The following is a 14,672-nucleotide window of genomic DNA, read 5'->3' on the forward strand; positions in this document are numbered from 1 at the left end:
TTTTTCGCTATAATGAAATCATAGGAATGGGGTGTTTTTTTGAATGAAGAAACTTTAGATATATTACAAGCACATGCACAACAATTATTGGGAATTCAATTAGAAGCATTTGAGCAAGAAGATTTAAAAGGTGTAACAAATAAGATAAAAACGCCTTTTACCAATACAAAACGGAAGAGCTTTAAGCATGAATTAAAGATTTTTTTACAAAATATGAACAGTAATAAAATTTATCACTATTGTAATCGGTTAGGGATAAATTTTTTGCTCTTTAAATTTAAAAAGTATAAGCGGATTTATATTATTGGTCCATATATTGAACATCGTCCAAATGAGCAGCAATGCTTCGATATTTTAGAACAGTTGAATATCGCAAGTTCGCATAATGGTATATTAAAGCAATATTTATTAAAAATACCGTTATGTCATCATGTTAAAGCAAAAAAGTTATGTCGATTAGCAATACAATTTTTGAAAAATAGAAATACTTTATATGAAATTGAGCAGATTGATTTTAAATTTCATATGAGTGAAGCGGGTATTGCAGAAACACGAGCACAAATGGATTATGCTGTGGAAGACTTAGAATATCGCTATAAGTTAGAAAACCAATTGCTGACTGCTGTAGAATATGGCAATGTTCACGAGGCATTAGCTATTTTAAAATATATTAATTTATCAGTAGTTGGATTACGAAGGACAGATGATACGATATCAAATGAGCAATATAAAGCATTTTTATTAAATACACTATGCAGAAAAGCTATTGAAAGGGCAGGCGTAAATCTCATAAAAATAGATGAATTATCTGCAAAGTATGCTAAACGAATACATCAGACGAGAGATATACATGAAATCAATGAACATATCCAATCATTGGTAATCGATTATGCAGAAGCCGCAATGAAAATCAAAGCCAATGAATACAGTCCGAAAATTAGCAAAGTTGTTCAATACATTGAAAGTAACTTGAATCAACAACTGACATTACAACTGTTAGCACAACAAGTCGATTTAGCTCCAAGTTATTTATCGCGGGTATTTAACCATGAACTACATAAATCAATTTCACAATTTATTCTAGAATTGAGATTGCAAAAAGGTCACGATTTAATTCTGAGGACGAAAATGTCAATTTCAGAAATCGCTAAACATGTTGGCTTTAGCGAACAAAGTTATTTTACACAATGCTTTAAAAAATATTATGGTATTACACCATTGAGATTTCGAATGGAGCAGAGAGGATGGAATTAACATCCTGATGTGATTTTGCTATTTATGTTAATTTTTTTATAAAAATATCAATGATTCAATAAAATATAGATATACAATGGGAGAATTGACAACATAACATGATTTTAGAATCAAAGAGCCATTAAAAAAACGATTGAATCTTTCTGTTATTGAAGATAGTGATAAGTATAGTAACCATCGAACTTAAGCATGTAAAAATAAATGGATTTACTATATTTAAATTTTTACAGAAAATAACAACGTTGTTATTTTTCGTTGAAGTCTTACAATGGAAAAAATATAATGAACTTAAGATCTCAAATATATAGTCTATGGGGATTTGATTAGATCATAAAATAGCTTATGTGAGAGATAAAAAAATTTAGGTATATAAGAAAACGCTTACAACTATATACCTAGATTAGATTGCTGGCCACAATCGCTAACAAAAACAATCTATTAAACAAAATTTGCAGAAGTGAAATGTACGGTATTTTGTTTATAGGGAAAGAGGTAATCATTATGGTTACAGCAAAATTGAAACCAACTAGTAGGAAATTAAAGAAATTTAAAGAAATTGAAGCACCAAGGTTAAAGTTTAAAGAGAAGTTATCCTATGGTTTTGGAGACTTAGGTAACGGAATGATGTTTGATATGGGACAAATCTATTTGCTCAAGTTTTTTACAGATATTCTTGGTATTTCTCCTTTCTATGGTGGTCTCGTATTCTTAGTTTCAAAAATATTTGATGCATTTGTTGATACTGGTGTTGGAACGATGGTCGATAATAGGCGTAATTTTGGTAAAAAAGGTAAATTCAAACCATTTATTTTATATGGCACGATACCTTTAGCTATATTGACCGTTATCACATTTATATCGCCTGATATTAGTTATACCGGTAAAGTTATATGGGCTTTTGCTACATATATGTTATTCAATATGGCGTATTCATTTGTTAATATTCCGTATGGTTCATTATCTGCATCTATGACAATTAATGCGGATGATCGTACACAATTATCTGTCTTTCGTAACTTAGGTTCACAAGGCGCAATGTTTATTTCAGGTATCGTAATCATTCCAATGGTTAATCTTTTTCCGAATCATGCCACAGGATATCCTATCGCAGTAGGTGTGTTAGCGATTTGTGGTGTTATATTCCATATTATTTGTTACAAAGGTGTTAAAGAGAGACATACTGTTGAAAGACCTAAGGAAAAAGGTCTAGGTCGTAAAGCTTTTAAAGACTTACTGAAAAATAGACCATTCTTGATTCTTGCTATATATACACTATTAACAATCATGGCTTTATTCCTCCAACAGTCATCTCAGCTATATTACTTCCAATATGTCCTCGGAGAACCTAATTTAGTCGGTATTGTAAGTACATTGAACTTTCTTGTTCTTGTTCCAGGCTTATTGATTACTACTTTCTTAAGTAAAAAAGTAGGCAAGAAGATGACGGCAATCATTGGTGTTTCAGGGTTTGTAATTTTACAATTTTTCACCTTCACACTATTTGCCAATGAAGCAATTCCGTTTCTAGTGTTAAACACGATTGCACAATTATTCCTAGTTATACCGAATACAGTTACTTGGGCATTTATAGCGGATGTAGTTGAATATGGACAATGGCAGTCTGGTATGAGATCTGAAGGTATTATTTATTCTAGCTATAGCTTTACAAGAAAAGTATCACAGGCATTGGCTGGTTTCTTACCTGGATTATCGTTAATGCTCATTGGTTATGTGCCAAATGAAACTCAAACGGCTGGCACGTTATTAGGGCTAAAAGTATTATACTTTGTTGTTCCAGGAACGGCCTGTCTCATTGCCGTAATATTATTCTTCTTTGCATATCCATTGACTGATAAACGTCACAAGCAAATCGTTAAGGAGTTAGCACTTAGAGAAGAATTGTAATTGTAATATTGTAAATTGTTTTGATAAATGAAAGGAGCAACACGAGATGTTATATCCAGTAATAAATGAAAAACGTCAAATTATTGATTTAAATGGGATTTGGAACTTTAAATTAGAAGATGATGCGTCACCGGTTGATATCTCAAAACCACTCGACACGGAATTAGTGATGGCAGTTCCAGGTTCATATAATGATCAAGGGGTAGATGCTAAAATAAGAAATCATGTAGGCAATGTCTGGTATGAGCGTACGATTGTTATTCCAGAAATGATGCAAGATGAGAGAATCGTCTTACGATTTGGTTCAGCAACACATCAAGCTACTGTATATATTGATGGTCAAGCAATTGTATCGCATAAAGGCGGATTCTTGCCATTTGAAGCTGAGTTAGATCATAGACTTTCAACAGGGAAACATAGATTATCAGTATGTGTAAATAATATTTTAGATGAAACAACCCTTCCAGTAGGAAAATATGAAGAAACGATTGATGAACATGGTAAAAAGGTTAAAACGAATACACCAAACTTTGATTTCTTTAACTATGCAGGGTTACATAGACCTGTAAAACTTTATACAACACCGAAAACATATATTGAAGATATTGTCTTAGTTCCCGAAGTGTCAAAGGATACCGCACAAGTCCATTTTAATATTATGACTAACAAAAACGCTACAGATATTCGTATTAGATTATTAGATGAAGCAAACAATGTTGTCACAGAAACAACGGGACAAAAAGGAACAATAACGGTAGACCATCCTCATTTGTGGCAACCATTAAATGCGTATTTATATCAATTTGAAGTTTCATTATATGAAGATAATAAATTAATTGATACTTATACAGAACGTTTAGGTATTCGCTCTGTAAAGGTAGATAATGGCCAATTCTTAATTAATGATCAACCATTTTATTTCAAAGGTTTCGGTAAGCATGAAGACACGTATTATCATGGACGCGGTATAAATGAAGTAGGTAATGTATTAGATTTAAACCTTTTAAAATGGATTGGTGCAAATTCATTCCGAACTTCACATTATCCGTATTCAGAGGAAATGATGCGTCTAGCGGATGAGCAAGGTATTGTCGTTATCGATGAGACAACGGGTGTAGGTGTTCACTTAAACTTTGATACATTATTAACTGGTATTGAACATCGTAAGACCTTTAAAGAAATAGGTACTAAAGAAGCGCATGAATCAGTTATTAGAGAATTGATTGCTCGTGATAAGAATCATGCTTGTGTCGTGATGTGGTCTATTGCAAATGAACCAGCATCTACAGAAGAAGGTGCGAAAGCATATTTCGAACCACTAATTAACTTGGCGAGATCTTGTGATCCACAGCAACGTCCTGTAACGATTGTCACATTATTGACGGCACAACCGGATGTTTGCCAAGTACAAGATTTAGTCGATGTGTTATGTTTAAATCGTTATTATGGTTGGTATACGCAAACTGGAGATTTAGAAGCTGCTAAAAAAGCATTGAAGCAAGAACTTGATGGTTGGAGTGAAAAACAGCCGAATAAGCCAATTATGTTTACAGAGTATGGCGCAGACACACTAGCAGGCTTGCATTCAGTTAATGATGAATTATTTACAGAAGAATATCAAGTGCGTTATTACGAAGCAAATCACGAAGTTATTGATCAATATCCTCAATTTATTGGTGAACAGACTTGGAATTTTGCAGATTTTGAAACTTCAAGTGGCATTATTAGAGTGCAAGGCAATAAGAAAGGTATATTTACACGTGAAAGAAGACCGAAAGCAGTGGCACATTACTTAAGAAAAAGATGGTGTAATATACCTGACTTTGGTTATAAAGGGTAGGGATTCCTTGAGCGAAAAAACATTGTGAAATTGATAACATACCTGTCAAACAATATACCTATCAATTTTAATTAGAATTGAGTAAAAGTGATAATTATGTGAAAACAATCACAAAATACTTTAAATCTTTGTAAGCATGGCGTAGAATACTAAGTGTAGAGAAGAGATAAAAGCTTAACGAATGAAAAAATACGGAGTGATTAAGATGAGAAAAGTAATTGAAGAAGTTATTTTTTCAAATGAAAGCAGTTATGACATTTACACACATACTGGTGTAAATCAAGGTATCATTAATGACATTAAAGATGGATACAGAAGTATTGATTATATATCTTATATAGATGCTGAAAAGTTATACAAGTACGGCATGGAAAAGTCTCAATTAGTAAGTAGTTAATACCCTGTAGACATCTAAAGGAAAGTGTGCATGTTTGTAAGTGTCAGCTGTATGCCCACAGCACAAACGACAGTTGTAAATGATTTGCATATTTTTCTCCCTAGTATCACCTTTCATGATTTATTATACGCCCAAGAATAGTAGAAAAGCCTACATGAACTAAATATTTAGTTCATGTAGGCTTTTTGTTATATAACAGCAACAAATTTATGAGTTAGGAAATTGACTGATGCGTTAAACATATGCCTTAAAGTTATGCTTGATTTCGTTGTATTCGTATACAGAATTATACATTCTCATGCGAATATGTTCTTCTGATGCATAAGGTATACGCAGTGTGTCATGCTTTGTTATAAAGTTTCTGAATGATTTTTCGGCGTGCATACGTGCTTTTAAAGTCATATTTAACCACTCATCTGTTTCAAATAAATCTTCAAATCTAAAGGAAAAACTGGTTCTGGCGCGTGCTGCTCGTAACGTTGCAAGTCGTTGTTCAAACTCCATATATCCATCCTCCTTTTTAAGAACATCAATAGTTACCTCTATTATATACTTATTAGCAACTATATTCTAATAATGGAATGACACTAATTCGTTTATATAAAAAATATGAAATGATAAAATAGGCACAATAAGTAGGCGTTAATTATTAAATTTAGAAGGATGTGTAATTATGGAATTAACAAATAAAGTTGCTATCATTACAGGTGGGAGTAGTGGTATAGGCGCGAGTATAGCTAAATCTCTAGCAAAGCAAGGTGTCAAAGTTGTCTTAACAGGTCGAAATGAAGTTAACCTTAAACAGGTTGCAGGCCAAGTTTCTGAGCTATCTCAAACAGATGTAGTTACAGAAATATTAGACGTTACCTCACAAGAAGCGGTTGAGTCGGTTGTATCAAAGGTAAAACAACAATTTGGTAGTGTTGATATATTAGTAAATAGTGCGGGGCAAATGTTATCATCAGCTATTACTGAAGGTAATGTGGCTGCATGGGATACCATGATTGATGTTAATGTCAAAGGTACATTATATGGAATAAATGCGGTTTTACCGACATTATTAGAGCAATCAGAGGGGCATATTATTAATATTGCTTCAATTTCTGGTTTCGAAGTTACAAAGAAAAGTACGATGTATAGTGCAACGAAAGCAGCGGTCCATTCTATAACACAAGGCTTAGAAAAAGAGTTAGCTAAGACAGGAGTGAGAGTGACAAGTATTTCACCTGGAATGGTAGATACACCATTAAGTGGAGAGACAGATTGGGGCGAACGTAAGAAGTTAGATCCTGAAGATATTGCATCTTCAGTTATATATGCATTGCAACAACCAAGTCATGTCAATGTAAATGAAATTACTGTTAGACCAGTATAGAATTCATAAGAAGTCACTTTAGCAACATGATTAAATTTCTATCTATCTAAATAAAGGGGATATAAATAAACTTGAATATTGTACTAGAAACGAAGCGTTTGTTGCTGATTAGACCAACTGAAGATTATCTAACAGCGTTGTATCAATTGCATGCTGATCCTAGAACAAACGTATATAATCCGGCTGGTCCACATCGAGAGATAAGTGAAACAAAAGAAATGTTGAATGAATGGATAAAACATTGGTTAGCGTATGATTTTGGTTATTGTTTAATGATTGAAAAGGAATCGAAAGTAATGATAGGCATGTGTGGTCTAAGGTACAAGCGGTTAGATGGTAATGTTGTTTTAAATTTGGCATATCGTTTAAGTCCAGAGTATGGGCGAAAAGGCTATACAAAAGAAGCCTGTCTTGCACTTATACAATATATTAAGAAAGTCCAACATATAGATAATAGGATTGTTGCACATACTAAGGCTGACAATATTCCATCTATTCGAACAGCAAAATCTTTAGGGTTTTTGAGAGAAACACAGTATGATAACTTTGAAGCATCTGGTGACGTATATTTGTTCGAACCAAACTAAAATTGGTTATTTTGGTGTTTAAATATAAATTTTATAATAAAGCCAACTCAAATTTTACATGTTTTGAGTTGGCTATCTTTATGTTTTAAATTATTTAAGATACTGTGTCTTACTCGGTTGATTGGATATATATTTATTCTTTATTTTTAATTTATCAAAATAATATCAATTACATATTGCAAATGATAATCATTATCTATTAATATTGATGTTAATAGATAAGGGAGGGTAATATATTGAAAAAATTAATTAGTGTTATGTTGTGTTTTATATTATTATTAGCAGCTTGTGGAAAGTCGGAAGAAAGTAAAAGTACTAAAGGAGATACAGACAGTAAGGAATATGTTACATCAGATGGTAGTAAAGTAAAGATACCGAAACATCCGAAACGTGTGTTAGATTTGACTGCGAATTACGGTAATTTTAAAAAACTAGGTGTAACACCAATTGCTATTACTAATGTTTTTCCGAATTCTAAATATTTGAAAATGGATAAAGTAAAGAAGATTAATCCAGAAGATGTAGAAGCAGCAGCAAAATTGAAGCCGGATTTAATTATTACGTATAAGGAAAATAAAAATAATAAAAAATTAGCTAAAATTGCACCTACAGTTCCAATTAAGGTCCAAAATATGGATTATAAAGAAACACATGTTGAATTAGGGAAATTAGTCAATAAAGAGAAATTGGCGCAACAGCAGGCAAATACATTATCGAAGAAATTAGCAAAAGATGGTAAGGAAATTAAAAAGAAAATTGGGAAGGATAAAACATTTTCAATAATGGATGTACAAGCGAAAGATATTTACCAATTTGGTCCAAGATTTGGAAGAGGTAGTGAAGCTATTTATGAGGGATTCAAACTAGCAGAAGATTCCGATGCTAAAGCAGCTATGCCAAAAGAAAAATATATGAAAGTACCTAAAGAAAAATTTAACGACTATGCCGGTGATTACTTACTCATTCCAACTGCAAATGGCAAGAAGCCTAATAATGAGTTTGTAAAATCATCTATTTGGAAAAATAACAAAGCAGTCCAAAATAATCAGGTAACATACTACACCATGGATGAAGCAATTTATGCAGATATTATTTCAGTAGAACAACAAGCGAAAAACTTTAAACAACAGTTATTAAAATAATAAAGAAACCGCCATTATCAAACATCAGCAATAACAGATGGATAATGGCGGTTATTTTATAGATTCAATCGGTGAAGCTATTACCAATTCTCAACGTTTGAGCGTTCACCTTTAAAATTATTTGATTTCTTATGTCGCTCAGCTAATACAGCTTCAACATCTTTAAAGTCAATGTCTAGTGCATGTAATAAAACAAATAGATGGTACATTAAATCTGCTGTTTCATTAGTTACTTCTGCTTTATCTGATTTCATCGCACCAATTACTACTTCAAATGCCTCTTCACCAAATTTTTTGGTTATTTTTTCAAGGCCTTCATTCAATAAATACTGTGTATAAGAATTTGATTTATCTGCATTTGCACTTTGATCAACTGTCTGCTCTAATTGTTGTACATTATAAGGTACTTCAGTGTTAAAGCAACTTTGACTGCCTGTGTGACATGTGGGACCGTTTGGCACTACGTCTATTAAAATCGTATCTTGGTCACAATCTAGATAAATATTACGCACTTCTTGAGTGTGACCTGATGTTTCACCTTTAGTCCAAAGGCGCTCTTTTGATCGAGAATAGAAGCATACCACACGATCTTCTAGTGTTTTGTTATAGGCAGCTTCATTCATGTAACCTAACATCAATACTTGTTTAGTGTTTACATCTTGTAATATAGCTGGTAATAATCCTTTAGAAAAGTCAGGTTGTGTCATCTTACTGGAATACCTCCTTGTGACATTGTTTGCTTTATTTCGTTTACTGTTGTTTCTTTATCGTGCAGAATACTTGCTGCAAGACCAGCTGATACATTGGTTTGTTTAAAGAGATCCACAAAGTGGTCTGGATTTCCGCCACCACCTGAAGCAATGATTGGAATATTGACCAATGATTCAATGGCGTGTAAATGTGAGACATCAAAGCCTTGTTTCATACCATCATGTGTCATACTGGTGATTAGCAGTTCGCCTGCACCAAGAGCCTCTACTTGTTGAACCCAATCATATACTCTGACATCAGTACGTTGTTTGCCACCATGTGTATAGCAAAAGTAATCTTCTAATTCACTATCATAGTTACTATCAATTGCGATACAAATACATTGGCTTCCAAATTTTTCACTGGCTTCTTTAATAAATTGTGGGTTCTTTAAAGCGCTTGAATTTAATGATACCTTATCTGCACCGTGATTTAATAATTTCGAAATATCGTCTAAAGTTGATATACCACCGCCAACAGTAAGTGGAATAAATAATTTTTCGGCGGTTTCTTCAATAACATCTAGTACAAGGTCATGACCTGCCTCAGTTCGTGAAATATCAAGAAATACTAACTCATCAGCACCTTGTTCATTATAATAAAGCGCATAATCTACAGGATTACCAATATCGCGCAATCCTTTAAATTGAATACCTTTTACTACACGCCCATCTTTGACATCAAGACAAGGGATAATACGTTTCTTGATCATGATAATCCCTCCCAGAAATTTGGATCATGTGCTGCTTTACCTACAATTGCAGCGTGAACACCTAGTGTTTCAAGTTGGACTAAGTCTTGTTGGTGACGTATACCACCTGAAGCGACAACGTGTTTATCTGTAGCTTTTACAAGTTGGCCAGTAATTTCAAAGTTTGGTCCTGATAGCTTCCCATCTTTCGAAATATCAGTATATATAATGCCGCCGAGCGGTAAGTGATTGATTTGTTCAACTAAATCAAATAAATCTAATTGAGCGTCTTGTTCCCAACCATTAATCTTTACTTCGCGACGATAAGCATCGACTGACAAATATAAGCGATTTGGATATTTTTGAGCCATATCAGCTAGCCATGTTAAATCTTGAATCCCCTTCGTACCAATAATACAAAAATCGATATTAGCATCAAAATACTGTTGTATTGTTGTTTCGCTACGGATGCCGCCGCCAACTTCCATCGGTTTGTCAGTTAAATTTTTTAATGTTTTAATATAATCTTGCTCTATAGAAGATTGCTTTTTTGCACCGATTAAATCGACAATATGAATTCGATCAACACACTGAAATTGATTGTAAAACTGTATACTTTCTTCAGCAGTACGTGCCATTTTTTCTTCTGAGTCATATTTTCCCTCTGTCAATCTCACGCTTGTAGCATTGATTAAATCAATTGCTGGCCATAATTTGATCATTTAAGAATCCGCCTTTCAGAGCTTGGTTTAGTATTGCTAGTCCATTTTCACCGCTTTTTTCAGGATGAAATTGAATACCAATATAATGTCTATGTTGAACAATTGCAGGTATTTGTGCACCGTATTCTGCATAAGCAACTACAAATTGTGACATTTCTGCTTGGTAAGAATGTACAAAATATACATCATGTGTCAATTGTTGTTGATTGCTGACGAGGTTATTCCACCCCAAGTGAGGAACGGGATAAGGTGTATCAATAGGTACGATTTTTCCAGGGATTAACTTCAAACCTGCAACATCGCCTTCTGCGCTCCAATCGAATAATAGTTGCATACCTAAACAAATACCGATAATAGGTTTGTCGTGAATTGCTTTTAAAATAGCATCTAAGCCACGTTCTTCGATTGCACGCATTGCATCTTTAAAGTGTCCTACACCAGGAAGGATAACTAATTCAGCAGCCTCAATTTCACTTTGCTTGTCAGTTAAAATAGCATCATAACCCAAGTGTTTCACTGCACGTTGTACATTGCGAATATTTCCCAAACCATAATCTATAATAGCAATCATTCAATCACACCCTTAGACGAAGGTACACCGTCATAATCATTCTGTGATAATGCCTCTTTAAGTGCTCTTGCGAATGATTTGAAAATACTTTCGATTTCGTGATGTGTATTGCCACCACGTAATAAATCAATATGCGTGGTAAGACGTGCGTTAATAACTAACGCGTGGAAGAATTCTTCTACTAATTCAGTATCGAAAGTTCCGACTTTTTCTTTACTAAATTCGGCATTAAATGACAAATAGGGGCGACCGCTAATATCGACAACGGTACGTGATAGTGTTTCATCCATAGGGATATAGCTGTGACCGTAGCGTTTGAAACTTGTACGATCTTTAACCATTTCTAACAGTAATTGACCTAAAACAATGCCAATATCTTCTGTTACATGGTGGTCATCAACTTCGGTATCACCATTTGCTTCAATTTGTAAAGATAGCTGACTATGAAAGCTAAAGAGGGTCAACATATGGTCTAAAAAGCCAACACCTGTATTGATATTACTTTCGCTAGCATCATTGGCAAGCGTGATATTTAATTGCGTTTCTGCCGTATTACGCTTCTTTTGATAAGTCATATTGAATCCTCCAGTTTTTAATAATTTCTGCTAACTGATCTAATTGCTCGTCAGTTGCTATAGAATAGCGAACATAGTCTGCCATATTCGGTTCATCATATAAACGAGGTAAGAAACCATGTTCTTGTATATATTTGCCTAAGCTATGTGCAGCTTCACCTTTAGTTAATACAAAGTTTGTCGCAGAAGGGTAAATTTTGATGATATCTGAGACTTTACTTTCAAAAATATTACGTAACTTGATAGCTAGACGGCGTTGTTCTTCAATAAAGCTAGCAGTCATCTTTTCATGTTCAAACATATATATAGCAATATATAAGGTGATTGTATTTAATGGATAAGGATGTTCAATGCGTTGTATGCGTTGGATGGTTTCTTCTGTACCAATTAACACACCTAATCGTAACCCTGCAATACCAAATGCTTTAGACAATGTACGCATTTGAAGTATATGTGGTGCTAAATCAATCTCATAAGCTTCGCCAAAGTCCAAATAAGCTTCATCGATTACGAAATAGCCTCCAATCGCTTTCATCTTATCTGCTATAGCTGTTAGAAATGGTAATGAATATTGATGACCTGTCGGATTATGAGGATTACTCATGATGAAGAATGCCGGTCGTACATCATCAATACGTTGTAAAATTGTGTCTAAATTAAATGTTAAATCATCTTCAGCATCTACAAATTCAATAGGTCTATTTACTTGTCCTGCATATGCTTGATACATAAAGAAGTCGGGGTTAAGTGTTAATACAGGACCATCAGGCATGATGAGCATTAGCTTTTGTATCAATTCATCTGAACCATTACCAGCTGTAATTTGTGTTGGCTTAAGGTTAAAATATTTAGCATAAGCAGTCTTAAATCGATTATATTCATCATCAGGATAAAAATTAAATGTGGCTTGTTGTATAATATCGGCAAGCTGCTCATTTGATAATGGGCGCAGGGGACTTTCATTTTTGTTTATTCTAATCATTATCTGTTACTCCTTTGTCGTACGAACTTGTACAGATTGTTCGTGGTTATATAACGCTTCAGTATGTGCTAGAGTTCGTGCTGCGTCTTCAATCTGATTGAATGACTTTTCTGATAAATTAATTACTGAATGACGTGTTAAGAAATCATTTACAGATAATCCATTTGTAAAACGAGCTGTTTGATTTGTTGGTAAGACATGACTTGGTCCAGCTACATAATCTCCAATGACCTCAGGTGAATAATACCCTAAGAATAATGCTCCGACATAACGTACTTTATTTAAATATGCTTCTGGGTTTCTAGTTTGTATAGAAGCGTGTTCTGGTGCTATTTGATTCATGACGTCGCTTGCTTCGTCTTGATTTGCTACAGCTATTAAAAAGTGATTGTTTTGCAAACTAGCTTCTACAATAGGCTGACGCTCAATTGTACGTAATTGTTCTTGTATATTACTTTCCAAACGTTCTAAGACGTCACGATCTTCACTGATAACAAACGTTCTAGCCAATTCATCATGTTCGGCTTGGGCAAAGACATCATACGTGATGGCATTTAAATCTGCAGTGTCATCAATGATTAAGGCGATTTCACTTGGTCCAGCTATTTGATCGATTCCTACTTGTCCGTAGAGATATTTCTTAGCATATGCAACATATTGATTACCTGGTCCTACAATTTTATCGACTTTAGGTATCGTTTCGGTACCATAAGCGAGTGCAGCAATACTTTGAGCGCCACCCACTTGATAGACATTGTCGGCGCCTGCGATATAGCATGCGGCAAGTACAGCATCAGAAAGTCCATGTTGTTGTGGTGGTGTGACCACAGTAATATCTTCTACACCTGCTACCTTAGCTAATGTTACTGTCATTAATACCGTCGATGGGTAACTCGCTTTACCGCCCGGTACATAAACACCGACACGTTCTAAAGGATGATACATTTCATAACATTCATCTGTACCTTGGTTATCTGACCACTTTATTGTTGTTTGAAATGCTTTGATGCGCTCATGGCTTGTTGTGAGTGCTTCACGTAATGTTCCATCTATATTGTTATAAGCTGTTACTAAATCACTATATGGGATAGCTAGGTCATTTGTTTCAACGCCATCTATTTGTGCGTTATAAGCTTTTAAAGCTGAATCACCTGATGCTTTAACTGTGTCGCAAATCTCTTTAACTACAGGGTATAAGTCTTCATTAAGTGAAGATTGGCTTAAAAAGTCTTTGAGAAAAGTTGATTTATCTATTATCAATGAGTGACACCTCCAATGTTTGAATAAATGTATCAATTTCATTTGATTTTTTAAAATATGCTTCTTTATTGGTGATTAGTTTTGCGTTAATATTTTTTAGCGTGTCCTTTTCAACTAAACCATTAGATTTAAGTGTCGTACCTGTTTGAACAATATCAACGATGCCATCCACCATATCGACTAAACATGCCAACTCAATAGATCCTGAAAGCTTAACCAATTCAACATCTAAACCTTGAGCTTCAAAGTATGATTTTGCAGTTTTCGTATAAGAAGTGGCTACTTTTTTAAATTGAGTTGTTTCTGGTTTGGATGCTAATGCAAAGTGACATTCTCCGAAAGGTAAGTCTAATAAATTATTAATTGTATAATTACCTTCTTCTAAAATATCGCTCCCCACAATACCAACGTCTGCTACACCTTGTTCTACATAGATGGGTACATCGCTCCCTTTGACCAGTACAAACTGTATATCATCTACAGAAATTAATAATTGGCGCTCTCTTTGTTCTAGTGCATCTGCTAATTTTTGTTCATCTATTTCATATAAATAAGCAATGAAGCTTTTTAATAAGCGTCCTTTTGCTAAAGCTACAGTAAGCATAAATTTCTCTCCTTTAT

The 14,672-nt window shown here is 34.1% G+C and carries 16 protein-coding genes; 7 read left to right on the forward strand and 9 right to left on the reverse strand.

Translation table 11 applies throughout. From position 1 onward, the window contains the following. Positions 1–39 precede the first annotated feature (39 nt). The 4 genes from ACY191_RS04055 to ACY191_RS04070 all read left to right on the forward strand — a co-directional run bounded on the left by ACY191_RS04055 (position 40) and on the right by ACY191_RS04070 (position 5,396). The gene (locus ACY191_RS04055; protein WP_042740278.1) at positions 40–1,254 is read left to right on the forward strand and encodes a helix-turn-helix transcriptional regulator; all 1,215 of its coding nucleotides are present in this window, start codon (positions 40–42) and stop codon (positions 1,252–1,254) included. Between the two features lie 501 nt (positions 1,255–1,755). Next, positions 1,756–3,159, forward strand: coding sequence for a glycoside-pentoside-hexuronide (GPH):cation symporter (locus tag ACY191_RS04060; RefSeq protein ID WP_042740277.1), 1,404 nt, complete (start codon positions 1,756–1,758; stop codon positions 3,157–3,159). Between the two features lie 46 nt (positions 3,160–3,205). Beyond that, entirely contained in the window at positions 3,206–4,999 is a 1,794-nt protein-coding gene (gene uidA, locus ACY191_RS04065; RefSeq protein ID WP_229366552.1) for a beta-glucuronidase, read from the forward strand. Between the two features lie 205 nt (positions 5,000–5,204). Beyond that, positions 5,205–5,396, forward strand: a complete 192-nt coding sequence (locus ACY191_RS04070; RefSeq protein ID WP_042740275.1) for a hypothetical protein — start codon at positions 5,205–5,207, stop codon at positions 5,394–5,396. 234 nt (positions 5,397–5,630) lie between these two features. Here the strand turns inward: ACY191_RS04070 and ACY191_RS04075 are convergent, their stop codons facing one another. Then, the gene (locus tag ACY191_RS04075) at positions 5,631–5,900 is read right to left on the reverse strand and encodes a DUF1413 domain-containing protein (RefSeq protein ID WP_042740274.1); all 270 of its coding nucleotides are present in this window, start codon (positions 5,898–5,900) and stop codon (positions 5,631–5,633) included. Positions 5,901–6,066: 166 nt separating this feature from the next. Here ACY191_RS04075 and ACY191_RS04080 point away from each other — a divergent pair, with 166 nt between their 5' ends. The 3 genes from ACY191_RS04080 (at position 6,067) to ACY191_RS04090 (ending at position 8,500) form a co-directional block, all read left to right on the forward strand. Beyond that, entirely contained in the window at positions 6,067–6,771 is a 705-nt protein-coding gene (locus ACY191_RS04080) for an SDR family oxidoreductase (RefSeq protein ID WP_042740273.1), read from the forward strand. A gap of 71 nt (positions 6,772–6,842) precedes the next feature. Then, entirely contained in the window at positions 6,843–7,358 is a 516-nt protein-coding gene (locus ACY191_RS04085) for a GNAT family N-acetyltransferase (protein ID WP_229366553.1), read from the forward strand. A 236-nt stretch (positions 7,359–7,594) separates the two neighbouring features. Then, positions 7,595–8,500 carry an ABC transporter substrate-binding protein gene (locus ACY191_RS04090; RefSeq protein WP_229366554.1) on the forward strand — a complete coding sequence of 302 codons (906 nt, stop codon included), beginning with the start codon at positions 7,595–7,597 and terminating at the stop codon, positions 8,498–8,500. A gap of 80 nt (positions 8,501–8,580) precedes the next feature. Here ACY191_RS04090 and hisIE read toward each other — a convergent pair whose 3' ends face one another. From hisIE to hisG, 8 genes are read right to left on the reverse strand one after another with little or no spacing between them, the layout of a single operon-like run. Then, positions 8,581–9,207 carry a bifunctional phosphoribosyl-AMP cyclohydrolase/phosphoribosyl-ATP diphosphatase HisIE gene (hisIE, locus tag ACY191_RS04095; RefSeq protein ID WP_042739207.1) on the reverse strand — a complete coding sequence of 209 codons (627 nt, stop codon included), beginning with the start codon at positions 9,205–9,207 and terminating at the stop codon, positions 8,581–8,583. Then, entirely contained in the window at positions 9,204–9,962 is a 759-nt protein-coding gene (gene hisF / locus ACY191_RS04100) for an imidazole glycerol phosphate synthase subunit HisF (protein WP_107511829.1), read from the reverse strand. The genes hisIE and hisF overlap by 4 nt, the downstream gene beginning before the upstream one ends. Then, positions 9,959–10,663, reverse strand: coding sequence for a 1-(5-phosphoribosyl)-5-((5-phosphoribosylamino)methylideneamino)imidazole-4-carboxamide isomerase (hisA, locus tag ACY191_RS04105; RefSeq protein WP_042739209.1), 705 nt, complete (start codon positions 10,661–10,663; stop codon positions 9,959–9,961). The genes hisF and hisA overlap by 4 nt, the downstream gene beginning before the upstream one ends. Then, complete coding sequence (gene hisH, locus ACY191_RS04110; protein WP_042739210.1) at positions 10,638–11,234, reverse strand: imidazole glycerol phosphate synthase subunit HisH; 597 nt, start codon at positions 11,232–11,234, stop codon at positions 10,638–10,640. The genes hisA and hisH overlap by 26 nt, the downstream gene beginning before the upstream one ends. Continuing rightward, positions 11,231–11,809: an imidazoleglycerol-phosphate dehydratase HisB gene (hisB, locus tag ACY191_RS04115; RefSeq protein ID WP_042739211.1), complete on the reverse strand. Its 579-nt coding sequence runs from the start codon at positions 11,807–11,809 to the stop codon at positions 11,231–11,233. The genes hisH and hisB overlap by 4 nt, the downstream gene beginning before the upstream one ends. Further along, positions 11,787–12,791: a pyridoxal phosphate-dependent aminotransferase gene (locus ACY191_RS04120; protein WP_042739212.1), complete on the reverse strand. Its 1,005-nt coding sequence runs from the start codon at positions 12,789–12,791 to the stop codon at positions 11,787–11,789. Before ACY191_RS04120 ends, hisB begins: the two co-directional genes overlap by 23 nt. A 6-nt stretch (positions 12,792–12,797) precedes the next feature. Continuing rightward, positions 12,798–14,048, reverse strand: a complete 1,251-nt coding sequence (gene hisD / locus ACY191_RS04125) for a histidinol dehydrogenase (RefSeq protein ID WP_405051325.1) — start codon at positions 14,046–14,048, stop codon at positions 12,798–12,800. Further along, a complete protein-coding gene (gene hisG / locus ACY191_RS04130) occupies positions 14,038–14,655 on the reverse strand; it encodes an ATP phosphoribosyltransferase (RefSeq protein ID WP_042739214.1) in 618 nt (205 codons plus the stop codon). The genes hisD and hisG overlap by 11 nt, the downstream gene beginning before the upstream one ends. Positions 14,656–14,672 lie beyond the last annotated feature (17 nt).

The organism is Staphylococcus sp. TCBT05 (genome assembly GCF_055179755.1).

Bases quoted from the DNA above. Each gene is read 5' to 3' on its own strand.
- hisB (WP_042739211.1), bottom strand. From the start codon at position 11,809: ATGACTTATCAAAAGAAGCGTAATACGGCAGAAACGCAATTAAATATC.
- hisIE (WP_042739207.1), bottom strand. From the start codon at position 9,207: ATGACACAACCTGACTTTTCTAAAGGATTATTACCAGCTATATTACAA.
- ACY191_RS04075 (WP_042740274.1), bottom strand. From the start codon at position 5,900: ATGGAGTTTGAACAACGACTTGCAACGTTACGAGCAGCACGCGCCAGA.
- hisA (WP_042739209.1), bottom strand. From the start codon at position 10,663: ATGATCAAATTATGGCCAGCAATTGATTTAATCAATGCTACAAGCGTG.
- ACY191_RS04060 (WP_042740277.1), top strand. From the start codon at position 1,756: ATGGTTACAGCAAAATTGAAACCAACTAGTAGGAAATTAAAGAAATTT.
- hisG (WP_042739214.1), bottom strand. From the start codon at position 14,655: ATGCTTACTGTAGCTTTAGCAAAAGGACGCTTATTAAAAAGCTTCATT.
- ACY191_RS04070 (WP_042740275.1), top strand. From the start codon at position 5,205: ATGAGAAAAGTAATTGAAGAAGTTATTTTTTCAAATGAAAGCAGTTAT.
- hisF (WP_107511829.1), bottom strand. From the start codon at position 9,962: ATGATCAAGAAACGTATTATCCCTTGTCTTGATGTCAAAGATGGGCGT.
- uidA (WP_229366552.1), top strand. From the start codon at position 3,206: ATGTTATATCCAGTAATAAATGAAAAACGTCAAATTATTGATTTAAAT.
- hisH (WP_042739210.1), bottom strand. From the start codon at position 11,234: ATGATTGCTATTATAGATTATGGTTTGGGAAATATTCGCAATGTACAA.
- ACY191_RS04120 (WP_042739212.1), bottom strand. From the start codon at position 12,791: ATGATTAGAATAAACAAAAATGAAAGTCCCCTGCGCCCATTATCAAAT.